The organism is Salipiger bermudensis (assembly GCF_020171625.1).
Classification (GTDB): domain Bacteria; phylum Pseudomonadota; class Alphaproteobacteria; order Rhodobacterales; family Rhodobacteraceae; genus Salipiger; species Salipiger bermudensis_B.
The window spans coordinates 37,390-59,646 of record NZ_JAIUZY010000015.1 but is presented as its reverse complement, the minus strand read 5'-3'; the positions used below and the strand labels follow the sequence as shown (position 1 = coordinate 59,646).

Below are 22,257 nucleotides of genomic sequence, written 5' to 3'. Positions count from 1 at the left end.
GCATAGGGTCGCGGCGCGAGCCAGGGGAGCCTAGAGATGCAGCATGAGTTTCCGGTCCGGGTCTACTACGAAGACACCGACATGGCGGGGATCGTCTACCACGCCAACTATCTCAAGTTCATCGAGCGCGCGCGCTCGGAATGGGTCAAGGGCCTGGGCATCGACCAGAACGCCCTGCGCGAGCATGACGGCGTGGTCTTCGTGATCCGCCGCATCGAGGCCGATTTTCGCGCCTCGGCCCGGTTCGATGACGAGCTTGTGGTGCAGACGAAGGTGCAGTCGGTCGGCGGCGTGCGTCTTGTGCTGCATCAGGAAGTGCAGCGCGCCGGCGAGGCGCTGTTCACCGCCGAGGTGACGCTCGTTTCGATGACGCTCGACGGCCAGCCGACGCGGCTGCCGCAGGAGCTGCGCCGCAAGGTGCACTGAGGCCGTCCGCTCGGCGGAGATGCGCCGTCAAAACCCTGTTACAAAGGGCTTTCACGCCCGCGATGACGCCAATGTGTTGGCGTTCTCCCTGCAAATCCTGTAGAATCGGCGCTAACGAGAGCCCAGTGCACACGGGCCCGATGAGGAAGAGCAGGCAAATGGATCCACAAACCCTCCAGCTCGCGCAGGAGATCGACTTCTCCATGTGGGGGCTGTTCGCACGCGCCACCCTGACGGTGAAACTGGTGATGCTGATGCTGGTGCTGGCATCGGTCTGGGGCTGGGCGATCATCGTCGAAAAGATCGTCAGCTACCGCGCCGCCCGCCGCGAGGCGGCCAAGTTCGACCGTGCCTTCTGGTCCGGCGAACCGCTCGACGAGCTTTACGACCAGATCGGGCCCGAGCCCAAGGGCCGGGCGCAGCGCGTCTTCGCCGCCGGCATGACCGAATGGCGCCGCTCGCATCGCGACGATGGCGGCCTGATCGCCGGCGCCCATGCCCGCATCGACCGCTCCATGGACGTGGCGATCCAGAAGGAATCCGAGGATCTGCAGCGCGGCCTTCCGGTGCTGGCCACCGTGGGCTCCACCGCGCCCTTCGTCGGCCTCTTCGGGACGGTCTGGGGCATCATGCACGCCTTTATCGAGATCGCGTCGCAACAGGACACCTCGCTGGTGGTCGTGGCGCCGGGCATCGCCGAGGCGCTGTTCGCCACCGCGCTCGGTCTTGTCGCGGCGATTCCGGCGGTGATCTTCTACAACAAGCTCTCCGCCGATGCCGACCGCATCATCTCGGGCTACGAGGCCTTCGCCGACGAGTTCTCCACCATCCTCTCGCGCCAGCTGGACGCCTGATCCATGGGCGGAGGGGTGATGAAATCGGGCGGAGGCGGCGGCGGACGCCGGCGGCGCCGCAGCGGCGGCAGGTCGCAGCCCATGGCCGAGATCAACGTCACGCCGATGGTCGACGTGATGCTGGTGCTGCTGATCATCTTCATGGTCGCCGCGCCGTTGCTGACCGTGGGCGTGCCGGTCGAGCTGCCCAAGACCGCGGCCAGCTCGCTGCCCTCCGAAACCGAGGAGCCGCTCGCGGTGACGATCACCGCCGACGGCACCGTGACGATCATGACCACCGAGGTCGAGATGGACGAGCTGGTCAACCGGCTCCGCGCCATTGCCGTGGAGCGCGCCGATGACCGCATCTTCCTGCGCGCCGACGGGGCTGTGCCCTACCAGACGGTGGCGCAGGTCATGGGCGCGCTGAACCGGGGCGGCTTTTCCTCGATCGGACTCGTCACCGACAGCGGTGGCCCGGCGCTCGACGGCGCGGACGGCGGCTGAGGGGGCCTGATTGCGCAGGAGTTTCTCCATATCCGCCGGGGCGCACGCCCTGGTGCTGTTGTGGCTGCTGGTCGGCAACGTGTTCCGTCCGAATCCGCCGGAGTTCGAGGTCTCGAACGTGTCGGTGATCTCGGAGGCGGACTTTTCTGCCATGGTCGATGCCGCGCAGGCGCCCGAGGTCCAGACCGAGGTGACCGCCCCGGTCGAGGCGCCCGAGCCCGAACCGACCCCCGAACCGGAGCCTGAGCCAGAGCCGCAGCCGGAACCGACGCCGGAGCCGGAGCCCGCGCCGGCCCCCGATCCCGAACCCGCGCCGCAGCCCGAACCCGAGCCCGAGCCGCAGCCGGCGCCGGAACCCGAGCCTGCGCCCGAGCCGGACCCGCTGCCGCCCGCCGCCGAGGCGGTGCCTGAGGTGTCGGCCCCGCAAAGCGCCACCCGCCCGGTGCCGCGCCCGGCGCCCCGCGTGGCGCCCGAGCCCGTCGCGCCGTCCGAGCCTGACGTCACCGAAGCCGAAGAGGTGCAGGAGGCGGCACAGGAAGACGCCGACAGCCCCGACGTGGCCGAGGAGGCGCAGGAGGCGACCGCGCCGCCCGAGACCGCGACCGAGATCGTCACCGAGGCCGAAGAGCCCGCCTCGGCCCCGCCCGCCTCGGTGCGTCCGCGCCCGCGTCCGCGCGACATCGCGAGGGCGCAGCCGACCCCGGAGCCGACCCCCGAGCCCACGCCGGAGACCGAGACCGCAACGCCGAGCACGCCGGAGCCGGAGCCCGAACCGTCGGAGCCGAACGACTCTGCCGTCGACGCCGCCATCGCCGAGGCGCTGGGAGGCGGCGCGCCCACGCAGGCCGACACGCCAGCCGGTCCGCCGCTGACGCGCGGCGAACAGGATGCGCTGCGCATCGCGGTGCAGCGCTGCTGGATCGTCGACGTGGGCAGCGAGGCGGCCAGTGTCACCGTGACCGTGGGCATGGACATGGAGCCCTCGGGCCGCGTGGTGAGCTCGAGCCTGCGTCTGATCGGCTCGGAAGGCGGCAGCGCCGCGGCTGCCGAGACCGCATTCCAGGCGGCACGGCGCGCGATCCTGCGCTGTCAGAACGACGGGTACCAGTTGCCGCAGGACAAATACGACCAGTGGAAGACGATCGAGATGACGTTCAATCCCGACGACATGAGGCTGCGATGATCATGCGACCGGCAAGGTCTTGCCCATCGCGGCGGCGGAACTTTGCTGTTCCTGCCGTCGCAACGCACTATCCTGACCACGAGGACGGCCCGAGCAGCGGTCGGTCCGGCAAGGGGAGCTTTGGAATGAAACAGGTTTTGGCGCAGGCACTGGCCCTGGGTCTCGCCCTCGTGGCGGCGCTGGGACTGGCGCTGCCCAACGCGGCACAGGCGCAGGACGGTCCGCTGCGGATCGAGATCACCGAGGGCACCATCGAGCCCATGGCCTATGCGGTGCCCAGCTTCGTCGCAGAGACGCCCGGCGCACAGCAATATGCCGACCAGATCACCCAGGTCATCGCCGAGGACCTGACCGGCACGGGCCTGTTCCGCGAGATCCCGCGCGACGCCCATATCAGCCGCATCACCTCGTTCGAGAGCCCGGTGCAGTTTGCCGACTGGAAGGCGATCAACGCGCTGGTGCTGCTGACCGGTGCGGTCTCCGAGCAGGACGGGCGCGTGACGGTGAAGTTCCGCATCTGGGACGTGTTCGCCGGCAACGAGCTCGGCGAGGGGATGCAGTTCGCCGCCACCTCCGACGGCTGGCGCAGGCTGGCCCACAAGGTGGCCGACCAGGTCTATTCGCGCCTCACCGGCGAGAGCGGCTATTTCGACAGCCGCGTGGTCTTCGTCTCCGAAAGCGGTCCCAAGGACCAGCGCGCCAAGCGCCTCGCGATCATGGATTACGACGGCGCCAACGTGCAGTACCTGACCGACAGCCGTTCGATCGTGCTGGCGCCGCGATTCTCGCCCAATGGCGAGCGGGTGCTCTACACCAGCTACGAATCCGGCGAGCCGCGGGTGCATGTGCTCAACGTGGGCGCGGTGCAGAGCCAGATCATGCCCGCGGGTGGCGGGGTCATGAGCTTCGCGCCGCGCTTCTCGCCCGATGGCAACAAGGTGGTCTACTCGGTGACCTCCGGCTCCAACACCGACATCTACATGCGCGATCTGGCCAGCGGCAACACCACGCAGCTGACCTTCACCCCCGCGATCGAGACCGCGCCGAGCTTCTCGCCCGATGGCAGCCGCATCGTGTTCGAGAGCGACCGCTCGGGCAGCCAGCAGCTCTACATCATGCCGGCCAGCGGCGGTGAGCCGACCCGGATCAGCTTCGGGCAGGGGCGCTACGGCACGCCGGTGTGGTCGCCGCGCGGAGATCTCATCGCCTTCACCAAGCAGAACCAGGGCCGGTTCCATATCGGCGTGATGCGCACCGATGGCAGCGAAGAGCGCCTGCTCACCGCCTCGCATCTCGACGAGGGGCCGACCTGGGCGCCCAATGGCCGGGTGCTGATGTTCTCGCGCGAGACGCAGGGCGCCAGTGGCACCTCCTCGCTCTACAGCGTGGATGTGGCCGGGCGGAAGCTGACCCGGGTGCGCACGCCGGACGGCGCCTCGGACCCGAGCTGGGGTCCGCTACAGTGACCAAGGGGCCCGAAAAATCTTCTTCGAGAGATTTTTCGGGTCGGACGACCGGGGACCAGGATTTTTCGTACGAAAAATCCTGGTCTTCGCATGACATTTGCAAGCCAATATGCCTGTGATAATTTACCGGCAAGAAACGAGCAGGACAGTTCCATGAAACATCTCTCCAAGGCCCTGATGATGACCGCCGTACTGGGGCTGGCGGCCTGCACAAGCGGGGACCGCTTCGGCGCCAACGGTGGCGCCGACGGGTACGGCGCGGGCGCCGGTGCCGGCGCCAATGGCGGCGTCGTGCCGGGCAGCGCCAACGATCCGCGCTCGCCGGCCTATTTCAACCAGACCATCGGCGACCGCGTGTTGTTCCGCGTCGACCAGTCGAGCCTCACGCCCGAGGCGCAGGCGACCCTCGACGCGCAGGCCGGCTGGCTGACGACCAACTCCGATTACCTTGCGGTGATCGAAGGCCACGCCGACGAGCAGGGCACCCGCGAGTACAACATCGCGCTCGGCGCGCGCCGCGCCAACGCCACGATGGAGTACCTGATTTCCAAGGGCGTCGCGCCGAACCGGCTGAAGATCATCAGCTACGGCAAGGAACGCCCGGTCGAGATCTGCTCGGAGGAGGCGTGCTACGCCAAAAACCGCCGCGCCGTCACCGTGATCTCCATGGGTCTCGGGAGCTGACGACCATGCGCCTCGCCGTTCTTGCCCTCTGCTCCGGTCTCGCCGTGGCTTCCGCCGCGCCGGCCCAGGACAGCGAAACCCTGGCCGACATCCGACAGGACCTGTCGCTGCTCAAGGGAGAGCTCCAGCGACTTCAGCAGGAGCTCAACACCACGGGCACGGCCGGGGTGCAGGTCAGCGGAAGCACGCTCGACCGCGTCAACATCATCGAGACCGAGCTGCAGCGCGTCACCGCGCTGGCCGAGGAACTGCAGCACCGCGTCGACGTGGTGGTGCAGGACGGCACCAACCGCATCGGCGATCTCGAGTTCCGGCTCTGCGAGCTCGAGCCCGCCTGTGACATCGGCAATCTCGGGGACGCGGCTCCGCTCGGCGGAGAGGCCCCCTCGACCGGCGCTCCGGCGCCGGCCCCTGCGCCCGCGCTGCCGTCCGGCGACGGTGCGGAACTTGCAATCGGCGAACAGAACGACTTCCGGCGAGCGCAGGAGGCGCTCGCCAGCGGTGACTTTCAAGGCGCCGCGGACCAGTTTGCGACCTTCCGCGAGACCTTTCCCGGAAGCCCGCTAGAGCCCGCCGCACTGCTGGAAGAGGGCAAGGCGCTGGATCAGACCGGCGACACCCGCACCGCGGCGCGCCGGTTCCTCGACGCCTATGCCAACTACCCCGAGAGCGATGCGGCGCCGGAGGCGCTGTGGCGGCTGGGCACCGCGCTCGGCGCGTTGCAGAGCCTCAACGAGGCCTGCGTGACGCTGGCCGAGGTCGGGTCGCGCTATCCCGGCACCCCGGCGGTGGCCGAAGCCGAGGCCGAGATGGGACGTCTCGGCTGCCAGTGAGGCCGCGCCGGAGACTTCGTTCGTGACACCCCGGCCAGATAGTCTCGACCAGCGCTTTGCCGAGGCCATGGGCGCGGCGCTGGGGCCGGATTTCCCCACCGACATCGCGCTCGCCGTCTCGGGTGGCGGCGACAGCATGGCGATGCTGACGCTGGCGCACAACTGGGCGCATGTCTGGGGCACGAGGCTCTGGGTGGTGACGGTCGACCACGGGCTGCGCCCCGAGGCCGCGGACGAGGCGGCGCTGGTGCGCGAGACCTGCGCCGAGTTGGGCCATCCGCATGCCACGCTGCGCTGGCACTGGGACGGGCAGGGCAACCTGATGGACGCCGCCCGCCGCGCCCGGCTCGACCTCATCGGACGCTGGCGCGGTGCGCTCTCGCACGTGCTGCTGGCCCATACGCGCGATGACGTGGCCGAGACCTTCCTGATGCGGCTGGCGCGCGGCTCCGGGGTCGAGGGGCTGTCGGCGATGGCGCCGCTGCGCGAGATCGCCCAGACCGACACCCGGCCGCTTGATCCCGAAGACTGCGACGGCGCTCGGCCTCCGGAAGGGGCCGTTCAAGGCGGGCCGACCATCGTGCGCCCCTGTCTCGACATGCGCCGCGCGGAGTTGCGGCATTACCTGAAGGTGCTCAAGGGCCGCTGGGTCGAGGATCCCACCAACGAGGACGATCACTACGAGCGCGCCCGCATTCGCAAGCTGCTGCGCGGGCTCGAGGACGAGGGGCTGGGGGCCGAGACGCTGGCGGCCACGGCCACCCGCATGGGCCGCGCCCGCGAGGCGCTGCGCGCCCGGGCGGCCTCTGTGTGGCAGCAGTGCGGAGAGGAGGGCGCCGCCGGCGACCTCGTCTTCGACCGCGACCTGTTCGCGACGATCGAGCGTGACACCCAGCTGAGGCTGCTCGCGGCGGCGCTGCAATGGGTCTCCTCGGCGGAGTACCGCCCGCGCGCCGCGGCCCTCGAGGCGCTGCTCGAGCGGCTGCTGTCGGGCGGGGCGGGCACGCTGATGGGGTGCGCGGCGCGGGCCGAACCTGCGCTGCTGCGGATCTGGCGTGAGTACGCGGCTGTGTCTGACGCCTCGGCAATGGTCGGCGACGGGGCGCTCTGGGATGGGCGCTGGCGGGTTTTTCACCCCGATCTCAAGGGGCTCCAAGTGCGCGCGCTCGGCGAGGAGGGTTGGCGTCAGGCGGCGGAGGCCGGGCCACGGCGCGTGCCGCACGCGCTGGCCCTGAGCCTGCCCTCGGTCTGGCAGGGCGAGACCCTGCGCGCCTGCGATGCGCTCGGGGTCGGGCCGGGGGGCACGACGGCGCTGGAGAGCGGCGGAACACGGGGCCAGGGTTTCGACCGCTTCCTGCTTTCGCACTGAATTCGCATTGAACGTGCCGCACTGATCCTTATGTTAGGCACATCGTGCTCTGATCGGGGCACGCGACGCATGTTTGGAGGCATTCCTTGGGCAACGCACGCAATATCGCCTTCTGGGTGGTCCTGTTTCTTCTGATCCTCGCCCTGTTCAACCTGTTCTCGGGCGGTGGCAGCACCCTTCAGAGCCGCGAAATCAGCTACTCGGATTTCGTCTCGTCGGTGGAAGACAACAGTGTCAGCTCGGTCACGATCGATGGCGAACAGATCCGCTATCGCAGCAGCGACGGCACCGACTACGTGACTGTGAAACCCCAGGATGCCCAGGTCACCGACCTTCTCATCGACAACGGCGTGACGGTGCGCGCGGAGCAGCAGGAACAGTCCGGCTTCCAGGCCTTCCTGCTTTCGCTACTGCCCTTCCTGCTGCTGATCGGGGTCTGGATTTATTTCATGAACCGGATGCAGGGCGGCGGCAAAGGCGGCGCCATGGGCTTCGGCAAGTCTAAAGCCAAGCTGCTCACCGAGAAGCACGGCCGCGTCACCTTCGACGATGTCGCTGGCATCGACGAGGCCAAGGAAGAGCTGGAAGAGATCGTCGAGTTCCTCCGCAACCCGCAGAAATTCTCGCGCCTCGGCGGCAAGATCCCCAAGGGCGCGCTGCTCGTGGGCCCTCCGGGCACCGGTAAGACGCTGCTGGCGCGCGCCATCGCGGGCGAGGCCGGCGTGCCGTTCTTCACCATCTCGGGCTCCGACTTCGTCGAGATGTTCGTCGGCGTCGGCGCAAGCCGCGTGCGCGACATGTTCGAGCAGGCCAAGAAGAACGCACCCTGCATCGTGTTCATCGACGAGATCGACGCCGTCGGTCGCAACCGTGGCTCCGGCTATGGCGGCGGCAATGACGAGCGCGAGCAGACCCTCAACCAGCTGCTGGTCGAGATGGACGGCTTCGAGGCCAACGAGGGCGTGATCATCATCGCCGCCACCAACCGCCGCGACGTGCTCGACCCCGCGCTGCTGCGTCCGGGCCGCTTCGACCGGCAGGTCATGGTCGGCAACCCCGACATCAAGGGCCGCGAGAAGATCCTCGGCGTGCACGCCCGCAAGACCCCGCTCGGGCCGGACGTCGACCTGCGAATCATCGCGCGCGGCACCCCCGGTTTCTCGGGCGCCGATCTGGCCAACCTCGTGAACGAGGCGGCGCTGATGGCCGCCCGCGTGGGCCGGCGCTTCGTGACGATGGAAGATTTCGAGAACGCCAAGGACAAGGTCATGATGGGCGCCGAGCGCCGCTCGATGGTCCTGACCGCCGACCAGAAGGAAAAGACCGCCTATCACGAGGCCGGTCACGCGGTCGTCGGCCTTGCCCTGCCGCAATGCGATCCGGTCTACAAGGCGACGATCATTCCGCGCGGCGGCGCCCTCGGGATGGTGGTCTCGCTGCCCGAGATCGACCGCCTGAACTGGCACAAGTCCGAGTGCGAGGAAAAGCTCGCCATGACCATGGCCGGCAAGGCCGCCGAAATCATCAAGTACGGCGAGCCCAATGTCTCCAACGGCCCGGCAGGCGACATCCAGCAGGCCTCGGCTCTGGCACGTGCCATGGTTCTGCGCTGGGGCATGTCGGACAAGATCGGCAACATCGACTACTCCGAGGCCCACGAGGGCTATCAGGGCAACACCGCTGGCCTGTCGGTCTCGGCCCACACCAAGGAGCTGATCGAGGACGAAGTGCGCCGCTTCATCCAGGACGCCTATGAGCGCGCCTACCAGATCCTCAGCGACCGCAAGGAAGACTGGGAGCGTCTGGCCAAGGGCCTTCTCGAGTACGAGACCCTGACCGGCGAAGAGATCAAGCGCGTGATGAACGGCGAGCCGCCGCAAAGCGGCGACGGCGCCGGAAGCTCGGACGATGATACGCCCAGCGTCACCGCGATCCCGAAGACCAAGCCGAAAGCCAAGCCCGCGGGCGAGGGTGGGCTGGAGCCCGAACCGACCGCATGAGCGCGTCTCTGCAGAAAGACTGGGACCCCGGACTCTATTACAGGTTCCGGGGTCTTCGTTTGCGCCCCGCCATCGACCTGCTGCGCAGTGTCGGCCCGCTTCCCGAAGGCGCGGTGATCGACCTTGGCTGCGGCAGCGGCACGGTCGGCCCGGCGCTACAGCAGCTTCGCCGCAAACTCGTCGGCGTGGACCTGAGCCGCGCCATGCTCGATCAGGCCCGGCGCACCGGCTGCTATGACGAACTGGTCGAGGATGACCTGTCGCTCTGGCTGCCCTCCGAACCCGCCGCGCTGATCTTTTCCAACGCCGCGCTGCAATGGGTCGGCGATCATCCCAACCTGCTGACGCTGCTGGCGGCCAAGTTGGCGCCGGGCGGCACGCTGGCGGTGCAGGTCCCGCATCAGAACAACGCCCCCTCGCACCGGTTCTGGCTGAGCCTCGCCGAAGAGCTCTTCCCGGGCCGGATCGATCATGACGCCCAGCCCAAGGTGCTGCTGCCGGCGCAATACCATCGCCTGCTCAGCCCGCTCGGCAGGGTCTCGATCTGGGAGACCGAGTATTACCAGGATCTCGCGCCCGACGGCGAGGGCCACCCGGTGCGTCGCTTCACCGAGGCGAGCTTCGCGCGGCCCGTGCTCGCGGCGCTGAACGACGACGAGCAGGCCAAGCTCATCACCGCCTACGAGCGGGTGATCGGCAGCGCCTATCCCACCGGGGGCGACGGGCGCGTGCTGTTCCCGTTCCGCCGCCTGTTCCTGACACTCACGGTCTGATCTCTTCCGCGAATTCTTCGTGAATTTGCAAAATGCGGTTGAGGCTCCCGGCGCTTTCCGCATTCTCCGCGTAGTTCCAAGGAGATGCCCAGAATGCCCGCTCTGAAGACCACCGATTTCCACGCCAGAATCATCTGGCTCGGTCGCGTCCCGCTCGAGGGGGACGGGCTGCGCTCCGAGCCGGTCGAGGCGCTCGACCTGCGCTTCGAGGGCGCCGTGGGTGAGCGGCATTCCGGGCTGACGCGGCCCTCGTGCAGCCGGGTGCTGGCGCAGCACCGGCGCGGCACCGAGATCCGCAACGTGCGCCAGCTCGCCATCGTCTCTGCCGAGGAGCTGGCCGCCATTGCCGAGCGCATGGGGCTTGAGCGGATCGAACCCGAATGGATCGGCGCGTCGGTGGTGGTCGAAGGACTGCCGGATTTCTCGCACATTCCGCCCTCGTCGCGTCTGCAGGGCGCTGACGGCGTCACGCTGGCGGTCGACATGGAGAACCGCCCCTGCGTGCTGCCGGGGCGCGAGATCGAGACCGAGCGCGAAGGCTTCGGCGCCCGCTTCAAGCCTGCCGCCGAGGGCCGGCGCGGGGTGACAGCGTGGGTCGAGCGGCCCGGTCGGCTGGCGGTGGGCGAGACGCTGCGGCTCAGCATTCCCGACCAGCGGGTCTGGGCGCATATCGAAGCGGTGCGCGGCCGCTAGCGGCGGCGGATTCCCGGTGTTCTCCGCGCGCGCGATGCGGCAAAGTCGCGGCAACCACCGCGAAGACCGAAGGGACGCACGTCATGGCCGCAAAACCGGATATCGAGATCGCCCGCGAGGCCGAGAAACGGCCTATCCAAGAGATCGGCGGCAAGCTGGGAATCCCGCCGGAGCATCTGCTGCCCTATGGCCATGACAAGGCCAAGGTGGCGCAGGGCTTCATCGCCGGGCTTGAGGGCGGCAAAGACGGCAAGCTGATCCTCGTGACCGCGATCAACCCCACGCCCGCGGGCGAGGGCAAGACCACCACGACCGTGGGCCTCGGCGACGGGCTCAGCCGGATCGGCAAAAACACCGCGATCTGCATCCGCGAAGCCTCGCTCGGGCCGAATTTCGGCATGAAGGGCGGCGCCGCCGGCGGCGGTTATGCGCAGATCGTGCCGATGGAAGAGATGAACCTCCATTTCACCGGCGATTTCCATGCCATCACCAGCGCCCACAACCTGCTGGCGGCGATGATCGACAACCACATTCACTGGGGCAACGAGCAGGAGATCGACCTGCGCCGCGTGGTCTGGCGCCGGGTGCTCGACATGAACGACCGCGCCCTGCGGCAAACGGTGACCTCGCTTGGCGGCGCCGCCAACGGCTTCCCGCGCGAGACCGGCTTCGACATCACCGTGGCCTCCGAGGTCATGGCGATCCTCTGTCTCGCCGATGACCTTGCCGATCTGCAGCGCCGGCTGGGCGAGATGATCGTCGCCTATCGCCGCGACAGGACACCGGTGTTCGCCCGCGACATCAAGGCCGACGGCGCCATGACGGTGCTGCTGCGCGATGCCATGCAGCCCAACCTCGTGCAGACGCTCGAGCACACGCCGGCCTTCGTGCATGGCGGGCCGTTTGCCAACATCGCGCATGGCTGCAACTCGGTGATCGCGACCCGCACCGCGCTCAAGCTGGCCGATTACGTGGTGACCGAGGCGGGCTTCGGGGCCGATCTGGGCGCCGAGAAGTTCTTCGACATCAAGTGCCGCAAGGCCGGGCTGCATCCCGATTGCGTGGTGCTCGTCGCGACCATCCGGGCGCTGAAGATGAATGGCGGGCTGGCGAAGGAGGAGCTCTCGGCCGAGAACGTCACCGCGGTGCGCGAGGGCTGTGCGAACCTTGGCCGGCATATCCAGAACTTGAAGGGCTTCGGCGTGCCGGTGGCGGTGGCGATCAACCACTTCACCGGCGACAGCGACGCCGAGGTTGCCGCCGTGCGGGCCTATGTCGAGGGGCAGGGGGCCGAGGCGCATCTCTGCACCCACTGGGCCGAGGGCGGCAAGGGCGCCGAGGCGCTGGCCACGCGGGTGGCCGAGATCGCCGATGCCGGGCAGTCGCAATTCGCCCCGCTCTATCCCGACGAGATGTCGCTCTGGGACAAGATCGAATGCGTGGCCGAACGCATCTATCACGCCGGCGAGGTCACTGCCGATGCCCGCATTCGTGCACAGCTCGAGGAGTGGGAGGCGCAGGGCTATGGGCACCTGCCGGTGTGCATGGCCAAGACGCAGTACTCCTTTTCGACCGATCCCGACCTGCGCGGCGCGCCCGAGGGGCACGTCGTGCCGGTGCGCGAGGTGCGGCTCTCGGCGGGGGCGGGCTTCGTGGTGGCGATCTGCGGCGATATCATGACCATGCCGGGCCTGCCGCGGCAGCCGGCGGCCGAAGCGATCCGGCTCAACGCGGCGGGCGAGGTCGAGGGGCTGTTCTGATCCGCACCGCCCGGTGCCTATCGGAACGGCTTTTGCCGCATCGAGACCGCATTGCGCCGCTTGGGGACGTTGATCATTCGCGGCACTCGCGGCATTAGGGGCATGACGGCCTTGCTGGAGAGCACCGGAATGCGCGACCCCGCCACCCTTGGTGACATGATCGAACTGCGTGCCGAGGTGGATGCCACCGACGCCGCGCTCTGCGATCTGCTGGCGCATCGCGCGCGGGTGATCTCGCGCGCCGCCGAACTCAAGACATCCAACGGTTGGCCCGCGCGCATCGACGCACGGGTCGACGAGGTCATCGGGAACGTGCGCCGCAACGCCGAGGCCGGGGGCTGGGATCCCGAGCTGGCCGAGGCGCTCTGGCGGGAACTTGTGGACTGGTCAATCCGGCGCGAGCAAACCGCGCTCGGGCGCGAATGAAGGAGAGCTGCATGGCGGCGAAGATCATCGACGGCAAGGCCTTTGCGGCCAAGGTGCGGGAACAGGTTGCAGCGCATGTTGCGCGTCTCAAGGACGAGCACGGCATCACGCCGGGGCTCGCCGTGGTGCTGGTGGGCGAGGACCCGGCCAGTCAGGTCTATGTCCGCAACAAGGGCAAGCAGACCGTCGAATGCGGGATGCAGAGCTTCGAGCACAAGCTCGACACCAGCGTCTCCGAAGCCGAGCTCGTGGCGCTGGTCGAGAAGCTCAACGCCGACCCGGCGGTGCATGGCATCCTCGTGCAGCTGCCGCTGCCGGACCACATGAACTCCGACGCGGTGATCAACGCCATCGATCCGGCCAAGGACGTGGACGGCTTCCACATCTCCAACGTCGGCCTGCTCGGCACCGGCCAGAAGAGCATGGTGCCCTGCACGCCGCTCGGCTGCCTGATGATGCTGCGCGACCAGCTCGGCACGCTTTCCGGGCTCGACGCGGTGGTGATCGGCCGCTCGAACATCGTCGGCAAGCCGATGGCGCAGCTCCTGCTGGGCGAGAGCTGCACCGTGACCATCGCGCATTCGCGCACCAAGGACCTCCCCGAGGTGGTCCGCCGCGCCGATATCGTGGTGGCCGCGGTGGGCCGGCCCGAGATGGTGCCGGGTGACTGGATCAAGCCGGGCGCCACGGTGATTGATGTCGGCATCAACCGTATTCCGGCGCCCGAGAAGGGCGAGGGCAAGACCCGGCTGGTGGGAGATTGCGCCTATGACAGCTGCGCCGAGGTCGCGGGCGCCATCACCCCGGTGCCGGGCGGGGTCGGTCCGATGACCATTGCCTGCCTGCTGGCCAACACCGTCACCGCCTGCTGCCGTGCCAACGGTCTTGCAGAGCCGGAAGGCCTCACCGCCTGATATTGTGATACAAGCGCCGGGGCGCCCTGCGGGCCCCGGCGGTTTCGCTCAGACCGGGACCATCGTCCCGGTGAGCAGGGCCGCGTGGGTCTCCACCCCGTCCGCCACGGCGTAGACATCCGCCGTCACGATCACCAGCCGCCGCCCGGGCTTCACCACCCGTCCGCGGGCGATCAGGCGCGCGCCGCGCGCCGGGGCGAGCAGGTGGATCTTCATCTCAGAGGTCACCACCTCGCGGTCCTCGGGCATCACCGTGAGCGCGGCATACCCCGCCGCGCTGTCGCCGAGCGCGAAGGCCAGCGCCGCGTGCGCAAAGCCATGCTGCTGCGACACGCCGGGCGTGATCGCGGCCTCGATCTCGACGGCGCCGGGGGCGACGGCGACCAGCCGGGCGCCCAGCGTCGTCATCATGCCCTGCCGGGCAAAGCTCTCGCGGATGCGGGTGTCGATCTCCATGCCGACCAAGGGGACACGGCGCGCGCGACTTGGCAAGCCCTCAGCGCGGCATCGGGATGGCGACTGGGCGCGGCCCGGTAAGGATGGCGCGGGCATCCCCGGCCATCAGCCCGCAAAGCGCCGCGCTGTCGCTGCGCAGGCCCCCGGTATAGGCGCCATAGGCCGGCAGGATCAGGCGCGCCGCGTCGAAGAGGAAGCAGGGGCGCGACAGCGTCCGCCCGCGCAGCTTCAGCCGCGCCTTGGGGTGGTAATGCCCCGAGACCTCGCCCTCGGCACCCGGCGTGGCGATGTGCCGGAACAGCAGCCCCGCGATCCGCAGTTCGGCCAGATGGGCACCGCCAAGCGCCACCGGTCCCGGATCGTGGTTGCCCTCGATCCACACCCAGTCGCGCCCGGCCTGCAGGCGGGTGATCCAGACCCGGTCCGCCTCGGGCAGTTCGCCCTCGACCTGCGCGGTGTCGAAGCTGTCGCCGAGGCAGATCACCCGCTCCGCCCCGGTGGCCTCGAGATCGGCCTCGAGCCGCAGCAGCGTGTCGCGCGTCTCGTAGGGGGGAAGCGCCGCGCCGCCCACCGCCGAGAGCCGGGCGGACTTGCCGAAATGCAGGTCCGAGACCACCAGAAGCCGTTCGTCGGGCCAGTGCAGCGCGCCCGAGGGCAGCGCCACGAGCGTGCTGTCGCGAAACCGGAAAGGAAGGGTGTTCATGGCCTGTTCCATGCCGGCCTGAATGGCCGAACCGCGCGGCGGAGGCAAGGGGCAGGCAGGGCGGCGTTCAGCCGGTGACGAGATGCACGAGGGCGATCACGGCCTTGATGATGAAGAACCACAGCAGCGCCCCGATCACGAGGCAGGGGGCGAGCCACCAGCCACGCGGCATCTGGCGCTTCTTCGGTGGCTTGTGGTCGTTCTCGGTCATCGCTTCCGTCTTCGCTTCAGTCGGCTGATACATCCGCGGGCGCCGCTGGGCAAACCCGGAATGCGGAGTTGGCCCACTGTCCGCGCAAACCGCTCAGGAGGCAACCACCGCGCCCGGAAGCTGCGACAACCCCGCCTCGTCGAGCAGGGCCGAGACCTCGTCCTGCAGCAGACGTTCATCGGCCATCCCGGCGATCGGGATGCGCCCCGGCTCGAGGAACAGCGGCGCCGAGAGCGGCGAGACGCGGCTCAGCCGCAGCAGGTCGATGCGGTCCTCGACCCGTTCGCACATCTCGCGGATGCGGCTGAAATCCACCAGACCGCGCATCGCCTCCTCGCGGGTGATCTGCAACAGCAGGTGGTTGGGGTCGTACTTGACCAGCGTGTCGTAGAGGATGTCCGACGACATCGTCGCCTGCCGTCCGCTCTTGCGCTGGCCGCCGGTGTTGCGCTCGATCAGCCCGGCGATGGTGGCCGAGGCGCGGAAGGTGCGTTTCATCACCGCGTTGCCCTGCAACCATGTCTCAAGCCCGGCCTCGAGCTTGGCGAGGTCGAAGAGCGGCTTGGGATCGGTCACCGCATCAAGCCCCCAGATCAGCACCGCGTAGTCGGAGGCCACGAAGCCCATCGGCGCCAGCCCCTCTTCCTCCATCCGCTTGGTCAGCAGAAGGCCCAGCGTCTGCATGGCGTTGCGCCCGGCAAAGCCATAGGCCACGAGCTGCTCGCGCCCGTCATGCGGAAAACTCTCGATCAGCAGGCGGCCCGGCTCGGGCAGGCGGCTCACCTCGCGCTGCAGGCCCAGCCACTCGGCGGTGTGGCCCGGGAGTTCGGGCCAGCGCTCCTGTCCGAACATCCGCAGGATGCGCTGCGACAGTTGCGTAGAGGTGGCGAACTTGGTGCCGTTGAAGGTGGCGATCTTGGGCTTTCTCGCGGCATCGCGCGACACTTCCACGGTCATCTCGCGCAGGCCTTCGTAGCGCACGATCTGGCCGCCGATCAGAAAAGTGTCGCCACGGCTCAGCGAGGCGGCGAAGCCCTCCTCGATCTCGCCCAGAGGCGCGCCACCCCGACCCCGCCAGCGCACCTTGAGCGTGTCGGTGTCCTGAATGGTGCCGATATTCTGCCGGATGCGGGCGGCGGAGCGCGGGTCGCGCAACTGCCACAGCCCGTCCTCACGCTGCAGCAGGCGCTGCCAGCGGTCATAGGCCCGCAGCGCGTAGCCGCCGGTGGCGCAGAAGGCGAGGCAGGCGTCGAACTCGGCCCGGCTCAGGTCGGCATAGGCCCCGGCCTGCGTCATCTCGTCGTAGAGGGCATCGGCGTCGAACGGCCCGGCGCAGGCGGCGATGAGGATATGCTGGCAGAGCACGTCGCGCGGCCCGCGCCCGCGCCATTCGCCGTCGAGCTCGCGATCCTTCACCGCCTCGAGGGCGGCCACGCATTCCACCACCTCGAAGCGGTTGGCCGGCACCAGCAGCGCCTTCGAGGGTGCGTTGTAGCGGTGGTTGGCGCGCCCGATGCGCTGCACCAGCCGCTTGACGTTCTTCGGCGCGCCGATCTGGATCACCAGATCCACGTCGCCCCAGTCGATCCCGAGATCGAGCGAGCCGGTGCAGACGATGGCGCGCAGCTCGCCGCGCACCATCGCCGCCTCGACCTTCTCGCGCTGGCCGCGATCGAGCGAGCCGTGATGGATGCCGATGGGCAGCGCGTCCTCGTTGGCGAGCCAGAGGTTGTGAAAGAAGATCTCGGCCTGGGCGCGGGTGTTGTGGAAGATCAGCGTCGTCTTGTGCTGCTTGACCTGCTCGAGCACCGCCGGGATGGCATAGGCCGCGCCGCCGCCGGACCACGGCGGGGCCTCGTCGGTGACCAGCATCGAGATGTCGGGCTCGGGACCGGGATCGGCCTGCAGGATGGCGCAGGGATCGGGGTGGCGCGCCAGCAGCCGGGCGATGGCCTCGGGGTCCTCGACGGTGGCCGACAGCCCCACCCGCCGCAGCCCCGGGCACATCTCCTGCAGCCGCGCCAGTGCCAGCATCAGCTGGTCTCCGCGCTTGCTTTCCGCCAGAGCGTGGATTTCGTCGACGACCACCCGCTGAAGCCCGGCGAACATCCGCGGCGCATCCTCGTAGGAGGTCAGCAACGCGAGGCTTTCCGGCGTGGTCAGCAGGATCTGTGGCGGGTCGGCGCGCTGCCGCCGCTTGCGCGAGGAGGGCGTGTCGCCGGTGCGGTCCTCGACGCGGATCGGCAGCCCCGCCTCCTCGATGGGGATCAGCAGGTTGCGGCGGATGTCGGCGGCCAGCGCCTTCAGTGGCGAGATATAGAGCGTGTGCAGCCCCTCGCGCGGCGCCTCGGCGAGCTCGGCCAGCGTCGGCAGGAAGCCCGCGAGCGTCTTGCCGCCCCCCGTCGGCGCAATCAGCAGCAGGCAGGGATCGGAGGCGCGCGAGAGCATCTCGCGCTGGTGCGGGTGGATCTGCCAGCCGCGGCGGACGAACCAGCCCTGAAGGGAAGGGGGGAGTGACGTCATGGGCCATAGATAGGGCGGCACACGCGATTGCGACAGAGAGCTGGCAATTCGCGCGCGCGAAATGGGCTGCGCGGCCCCGCGCGACGGGCCTGTGCCCCTCCGCACAGGGGCGGCACTGGCATTCCTGCCCGGCGACGTTACCTTTCGCCCAACCACCGCAAGGGAGACAGAGAGATGACCGAAGAGTATACCCCGCCCAAGGTCTGGAAGTGGGAAAAGGACAACGGCGGCACCTGGGGCTCGCTCAACCGCCCCATCGCCGGTGCGACCCATGACAAGGAGCTGCCGGTCGGTGAGCATCCGTTCCAGCTCTACAGCCTCGCCACGCCGAACGGCCAGAAGGTCACCATCATGTTCGAGGAGCTGCTCGAGGCGGGCTTCTCGCAGGCCGAGTACGACGCCTGGCTGATCAAGATCGGCGATGGCGACCAGTTCGGCTCGGGCTTCGTCGAGATCAACCCCAACTCCAAGATCCCGGCATTGCTCGACCGCTCGGGCGACAAGCCGGTACGGGTGTTCGAATCCGGTGCCATCCTGATGCACCTCGCGGAAAAGTTCGGCGCCTTCCTCGGGGCCCCCGAGAACCGCGCCGAGATGCTGTCCTGGCTGTTCTGGCAGATGGGCAGTGCGCCCTACCTGGGCGGCGGCTTCGGGCATTTCTACGCCTATGCGCCCTACAAGATGGAATACCCGATCGACCGCTTCACCATGGAGGTGAAGCGCCAGCTCGACGTGCTCGACCGGGCGCTGGCCGATCGCAAGTTCATCACCGGCCACGACTACACCATCGCCGACATGGCGATCTGGCCGTGGTATGGCCGCACCGTGAAGGGCGGCTCCTACGACGCGGGCGAGTTCCTCGACGTGCAGAGCTACAAGAACGTCATCCGCTGGGCCGACGAGGTTGGCGCGCGCCCGGCGGTGCAGCGCGGTCGCATGGTCAACGCGATGAGCGGCGAGCCCAGCGAGCAGCTGCGCGAGCGTCACGCGGCCTCGGATTTCGAGACCAGGACGCAGGACAAGATCGGCGACTGACGTTCCGTCAAACGGCCGCCCCGGACGCATGGACACGGGGCGGCCAGCCGCTATAGTGCGGGCTTCTTTTTGCGACAGGTCAGGGCAGGAAATGGCGGAAGACACGGTCAAGGTCGGCATCATCATGGGCAGCCAGTCGGACTGGCCCACCATGGAAGAGGCCGCAAGGATGCTCGACGAGCTGGGCGTGGCCTACGAGGTCAAGATCGTCTCGGCCCACCGCACGCCGGATCGGCTCTGGACCTATGGCAAGGAGGCCGCCGGACGCGGTCTTCAGGTCATCATCGCGGGCGCCGGCGGCGCGGCGCACCTGCCGGGCATGATGGCGTCGAAAACCCGCGTGCCGGTGATCGGCGTGCCGGTGCAGACCAAGGCGCTGTCGGGCGTCGACAGCCTTTATTCCATCCTGCAGATGCCGCGCGGCTTCCCGGTCGGCACCATGGCCATCGGCGGTGCCGGCGCGGCCAATGCCGGGCTGATGGCGGCGGGCATCCTCGCGCTGCAGGATCCGGCCCTGGCGGAGCGGCTCGACGCGTGGCGCGAGGCGCTCTCGGCCTCGATCCCGGACGAGCCGGTGCGCGACTGATCGGCCGGCGCGGCTTGTCAGCGGCGGCGTTTCGCGCAAGAAGCGGCGCAGGATCACGATTCCGGAGGCTGACATGACCGAACCACTTCCACAGGGCGCCACCATCGGCATTCTCGGCGGCGGACAGCTGGGCCGTATGCTTTCGGTCGCGGCCAGCCGCCTCGGCCTGCGCTGCCATGTCTACGAGCCCGGCGAGGCACCGCCCGCCGGTCATGTGGCCGACGCGGTGACCACCGCGCCCTACGAGGACACCGCCGCGCTCGAGGCATTCGCGGCGTCGGTCGATGTCATCACCTACGAGTTCGAGAACATCCCCACCGCGGCGCTCGACACGCTGCAGGCGCTGTGCCCGATCCGCCCCGGCCGCGAGGCGCTGCGGGTGAGCCAGGATCGGCTGACGGAAAAGACCTTCCTCACCGATCTCGGCCTGAAGACCGCGCCCTTCGCCGACATCACCGACGCGGAAAGCCTGACGCAGGCGCTCGAGATCATCGGCACGCCGTCGATCCTCAAGACCCGGCGCTTCGGCTATGACGGCAAGGGGCAGGCGCGGATCGACAGCCCCGAAGACGCGGCAGCGGCGCTCGAGGAGATGCGCGGCGCGCCGGCAATCCTCGAGGGCTTCGTCGAGTTCTCCTGCGAGATCTCGGTCATCGCGGCCCGCAGCGCCGACGGCGCCGTGGCCTGCTTCGATCCCGGCGAGAACATCCACAGCGAGGGCATCCTGCGCACCACCACGGTGCCGGCGCGGCTGTCGCAGGCGCAGCGCACCGACGCGGTGCTGCTGGCGGCCAAGATCCTCAACGCGCTGAACTATGTCGGCGTGATGGGGGTGGAGCTGTTCGTGACCCCGCAGGGGCTTCTGGTCAACGAGATCGCGCCGCGGGTGCACAATTCCGGTCACTGGACCCAGAACGGCTGCACCATCGACCAGTTCGAGCAGCACATCCGCGCCGTGGCCAACTGGCCGCTGGGCGACGGCAGCCGCTTTGCCGACGTGCAGATGGAGAACCTGATCGGCGACGATCTCGACAGGCTGCCCGAGCTGGCGACCGAGGCCGACACCGCGATCCATCTCTACGGCAAGGACGCCGTGAAGGCCGGTCGCAAGATGGGGCACGTCAACCGCATCATCCGCGGCTGAGGGATTACGGGGGGCGCGTGTCGAGCGTTCAGCGCTCGACCGGGCGCGCCTCGATCACCACGAAGGCCTGTGCCCAGGGGTGATCGTCGGTCAGGGTCACGTGGACGATGGTCTCGTGGCCCGGCGGGGTCATGCTCTCGAGCCGCTCGAGCGCCCAGCCCGTCAGCGCCATCACCGGCTGCCCGGTGGGCAGGTTGGTGACCGCCATGTCCTTCCACGCGATGCCCATGCGCAGCCCGGTGCCAAGCGCCTTCGAGCAAGCCTCCTTGGCGGCCCACCGCTTGGCATAGGTGCCCGCCACGTCCTTGCGACGTTCGGCCTTGCTCTGCTCGGTCTCGGTGAAGACCCTGTTGCGGAACCTGTCACCAAAGCGCGCAAGCGTGCGCTCGATGCGCTCGATATTGGCCAGATCGGTGCCGATGCCGAGGATCATGCCTCGCCCCGGTAGATCTGGCTCAGGCGGTCGGCGCCGTGCCCGCCATGCCAGTCGAAGGCGTGGTCGCAGGCGCGGGCATAGTCCGCGATCCCGAGGCTCGGGAACTGGAAGAACGTCGGCGCCAGCTCCTGCGTCATGGCAAAGACCAGCCGGTCGATCCCGGCCCACCGCATCGCCGCAAGGCACATCTCGCAGGGCTGCATCGAGGCGATCAGCGTGCAGCCGTCAAGCTTGGTGGTGCCGAGCGCGCGGCTGGCGGTCTCGATGGCGACGATCTCGGCATGGCGCGAGGCGTCGCAGCGCGCGGAGACCTCGTTGGCCGAGAGCGCAAGAACCTCGTCGCCGCGCAGCACGGCGGCAGTGAAGACCGGCCCCTCGCCGGGGGTGAAGCGCTCGAGCGCGGCGGCGATCACCGCGTCGAGCGTCTCGCGTTCTGCCGGGGTCGGCGTCATGCGCGGGCGGCGTCCATCAGCCGGCGCATCTCTTCGATCGCGGGCCCGAGGCCGCGGAACAGCGCCTCGCCGATCAGGAAGTGCCCGATATTCAGCTCGATGACCTCGGGGATCTGCGCGATCGGGGCGACGGTCTCGTAGGTGAGGCCGTGCCCGGCATGGACCTCGAGCCCCAGCGAATGCGCATAGGCCGCCATCTCGCGCAGGCGCTCGAGCTCGGCATCGCGCTCGGCGAACTTCTCCTCGGCGTGAAAGTCGCAATAGGACCCGGTGTGCAGCTCGACCACCGCCGCACCGATCCGTGCCGAAGCCGCCACCTGCGCCTCGTCGGCGCCGATGAACAGCGACAGCCGGCAGCCCGCCGCACGCAGCGGCTCGATGAAATGCGCCAGCCGGTTCTCGTCCTTGGCCACTTCGAGCCCGCCCTCGGTGGTGCGTTCCTCGCGCTTTTCCGGGACGATGCAGACCGCGTGCGGCTTGTGGCGCAGGGCGATGGCCTGCATCTCCTCGGTGGCCGCCATCTCGAGGTTGAGCGGCAGCGACAGGCTGTCCATCAGCCCGTCGATATCGGCGTCCGAGATGTGCCGGCGGTCTTCGCGCAGGTGGGCGGTGATGCCGTCGGCGCCAGCCTCCTGGGCGAGTTTCGCGGCGCGCAGCGGGCAGGGATAGGCGCCGCCGCGGGCGTTGCGCACGGTGGCGACGTGGTCGATGTTGACGCCCAGCCGCAGGCGTCCGGCATATTCGGTCATTTCGCTTCCTCGCGAGGCAATACTCAACGGGCGGACCCTAGCCGCATCCGCGTCGCGGGGGAAACCGATTTCGGTGCTGTCTAGGGGATTTGGGC

At 68.9% G+C, this 22,257-nt stretch carries 24 protein-coding genes; 17 read left to right on the top strand and 7 right to left on the bottom strand.

What is annotated here, in order from left to right; all coding sequences use genetic code 11:
• The first annotated feature begins 36 nt into the window (after positions 1-36).
• The 14 genes from ybgC (at position 37) to folD (ending at position 13,867) form a co-directional block, all read left to right on the top strand.
• Positions 37-426 (top strand): tol-pal system-associated acyl-CoA thioesterase, encoded by a 390-nt coding sequence (ybgC, locus tag LCM15_RS20100; protein ID WP_224859596.1) that lies wholly within the window; start codon positions 37-39, stop codon positions 424-426.
• Between the two features lie 158 nt (positions 427-584).
• Entirely contained in the window at positions 585-1,280 is a 696-nt protein-coding gene (gene tolQ / locus LCM15_RS20095) for a protein TolQ (RefSeq protein ID WP_224859595.1), read from the top strand.
• 3 nt (positions 1,281-1,283) lie between these two features.
• Complete coding sequence (tolR, locus tag LCM15_RS20090) at positions 1,284-1,766, top strand: protein TolR (protein ID WP_040544365.1); 483 nt, start codon at positions 1,284-1,286, stop codon at positions 1,764-1,766.
• A gap of 10 nt (positions 1,767-1,776) precedes the next feature.
• The gene (locus LCM15_RS20085; RefSeq protein ID WP_224859593.1) at positions 1,777-2,949 is read left to right on the top strand and encodes a cell envelope biogenesis protein TolA; all 1,173 of its coding nucleotides are present in this window, start codon (positions 1,777-1,779) and stop codon (positions 2,947-2,949) included.
• Between the two features lie 125 nt (positions 2,950-3,074).
• Complete coding sequence (gene tolB / locus LCM15_RS20080; RefSeq protein ID WP_224859591.1) at positions 3,075-4,415, top strand: Tol-Pal system beta propeller repeat protein TolB; 1,341 nt, start codon at positions 3,075-3,077, stop codon at positions 4,413-4,415.
• Positions 4,416-4,568: 153 nt separating this feature from the next.
• A complete protein-coding gene (gene pal / locus LCM15_RS20075) occupies positions 4,569-5,099 on the top strand; it encodes a peptidoglycan-associated lipoprotein Pal (RefSeq protein WP_224859588.1) in 531 nt (176 codons plus the stop codon).
• A gap of 5 nt (positions 5,100-5,104) precedes the next feature.
• Positions 5,105-5,932 (top strand): tol-pal system protein YbgF, encoded by an 828-nt coding sequence (gene ybgF / locus LCM15_RS20070; RefSeq protein WP_224859586.1) that lies wholly within the window; start codon positions 5,105-5,107, stop codon positions 5,930-5,932.
• A 22-nt stretch (positions 5,933-5,954) separates the two neighbouring features.
• On the top strand, positions 5,955-7,301 hold the full coding sequence (gene tilS / locus LCM15_RS20065) for a tRNA lysidine(34) synthetase TilS (protein WP_224859583.1): 1,347 nt from the start codon (positions 5,955-5,957) through the stop codon (positions 7,299-7,301).
• A gap of 86 nt (positions 7,302-7,387) precedes the next feature.
• The gene (gene ftsH / locus LCM15_RS20060; protein WP_224859581.1) at positions 7,388-9,301 is read left to right on the top strand and encodes an ATP-dependent zinc metalloprotease FtsH; all 1,914 of its coding nucleotides are present in this window, start codon (positions 7,388-7,390) and stop codon (positions 9,299-9,301) included.
• Positions 9,298-10,074 (top strand): methyltransferase domain-containing protein, encoded by a 777-nt coding sequence (locus LCM15_RS20055; protein WP_224859579.1) that lies wholly within the window; start codon positions 9,298-9,300, stop codon positions 10,072-10,074. The genes ftsH and LCM15_RS20055 overlap by 4 nt, the downstream gene beginning before the upstream one ends.
• Before the next feature lie 93 nt (positions 10,075-10,167).
• Entirely contained in the window at positions 10,168-10,767 is a 600-nt protein-coding gene (locus tag LCM15_RS20050; RefSeq protein WP_224859576.1) for an MOSC domain-containing protein, read from the top strand.
• A gap of 83 nt (positions 10,768-10,850) precedes the next feature.
• Positions 10,851-12,527: a formate--tetrahydrofolate ligase gene (locus tag LCM15_RS20045; RefSeq protein WP_224859573.1), complete on the top strand. Its 1,677-nt coding sequence runs from the start codon at positions 10,851-10,853 to the stop codon at positions 12,525-12,527.
• Positions 12,528-12,656: 129 nt separating this feature from the next.
• Positions 12,657-12,953 carry a chorismate mutase gene (locus tag LCM15_RS20040; protein WP_224859570.1) on the top strand — a complete coding sequence of 99 codons (297 nt, stop codon included), beginning with the start codon at positions 12,657-12,659 and terminating at the stop codon, positions 12,951-12,953.
• A gap of 11 nt (positions 12,954-12,964) precedes the next feature.
• Positions 12,965-13,867 (top strand): bifunctional methylenetetrahydrofolate dehydrogenase/methenyltetrahydrofolate cyclohydrolase FolD, encoded by a 903-nt coding sequence (gene folD / locus LCM15_RS20035; protein ID WP_224859569.1) that lies wholly within the window; start codon positions 12,965-12,967, stop codon positions 13,865-13,867.
• Between the two features lie 48 nt (positions 13,868-13,915).
• Here the strand turns inward: folD and LCM15_RS20030 are convergent, their stop codons facing one another.
• From LCM15_RS20030 to LCM15_RS20015, 4 genes are all read right to left on the bottom strand, one after another.
• Positions 13,916-14,323, bottom strand: coding sequence for a PaaI family thioesterase (locus LCM15_RS20030; protein ID WP_224859567.1), 408 nt, complete (start codon positions 14,321-14,323; stop codon positions 13,916-13,918).
• Between the two features lie 40 nt (positions 14,324-14,363).
• On the bottom strand, positions 14,364-15,026 hold the full coding sequence (pdeM, locus tag LCM15_RS20025; protein ID WP_224859566.1) for a ligase-associated DNA damage response endonuclease PdeM: 663 nt from the start codon (positions 15,024-15,026) through the stop codon (positions 14,364-14,366).
• A gap of 67 nt (positions 15,027-15,093) precedes the next feature.
• Positions 15,094-15,237, bottom strand: a complete 144-nt coding sequence (locus LCM15_RS20020; protein WP_224859564.1) for a hypothetical protein — start codon at positions 15,235-15,237, stop codon at positions 15,094-15,096.
• A gap of 93 nt (positions 15,238-15,330) precedes the next feature.
• The gene (locus LCM15_RS20015) at positions 15,331-17,760 is read right to left on the bottom strand and encodes a ligase-associated DNA damage response DEXH box helicase (protein ID WP_224859562.1); all 2,430 of its coding nucleotides are present in this window, start codon (positions 17,758-17,760) and stop codon (positions 15,331-15,333) included.
• A 174-nt stretch (positions 17,761-17,934) separates the two neighbouring features.
• On the opposite strand from LCM15_RS20015, the gene yghU reads away from it, so the two are divergent.
• From yghU to LCM15_RS20000, 3 genes are all read left to right on the top strand, one after another.
• The gene (yghU, locus tag LCM15_RS20010; protein WP_224859560.1) at positions 17,935-18,795 is read left to right on the top strand and encodes a glutathione-dependent disulfide-bond oxidoreductase; all 861 of its coding nucleotides are present in this window, start codon (positions 17,935-17,937) and stop codon (positions 18,793-18,795) included.
• Between the two features lie 91 nt (positions 18,796-18,886).
• Positions 18,887-19,381 carry a 5-(carboxyamino)imidazole ribonucleotide mutase gene (gene purE / locus LCM15_RS20005; RefSeq protein WP_224859558.1) on the top strand — a complete coding sequence of 165 codons (495 nt, stop codon included), beginning with the start codon at positions 18,887-18,889 and terminating at the stop codon, positions 19,379-19,381.
• A gap of 73 nt (positions 19,382-19,454) precedes the next feature.
• Positions 19,455-20,525, top strand: a complete 1,071-nt coding sequence (locus LCM15_RS20000) for a 5-(carboxyamino)imidazole ribonucleotide synthase (protein ID WP_224859556.1) — start codon at positions 19,455-19,457, stop codon at positions 20,523-20,525.
• A 28-nt stretch (positions 20,526-20,553) separates the two neighbouring features.
• Here the strand turns inward: LCM15_RS20000 and acpS are convergent, their stop codons facing one another.
• Genes acpS through LCM15_RS19985 form a run of 3 tightly spaced genes read right to left on the bottom strand, consistent with a single transcriptional unit; the run spans position 20,554 to position 22,162 of the window.
• Complete coding sequence (gene acpS / locus LCM15_RS19995) at positions 20,554-20,958, bottom strand: holo-ACP synthase (protein ID WP_224859554.1); 405 nt, start codon at positions 20,956-20,958, stop codon at positions 20,554-20,556.
• The gene (locus LCM15_RS19990; protein WP_224859552.1) at positions 20,955-21,413 is read right to left on the bottom strand and encodes a nucleoside deaminase; all 459 of its coding nucleotides are present in this window, start codon (positions 21,411-21,413) and stop codon (positions 20,955-20,957) included. Before LCM15_RS19990 ends, acpS begins: the two co-directional genes overlap by 4 nt.
• Positions 21,410-22,162, bottom strand: coding sequence for a pyridoxine 5'-phosphate synthase (locus LCM15_RS19985; RefSeq protein WP_224859551.1), 753 nt, complete (start codon positions 22,160-22,162; stop codon positions 21,410-21,412). Before LCM15_RS19985 ends, LCM15_RS19990 begins: the two co-directional genes overlap by 4 nt.
• Between the last annotated feature and the right edge of the window lie 95 nt (positions 22,163-22,257).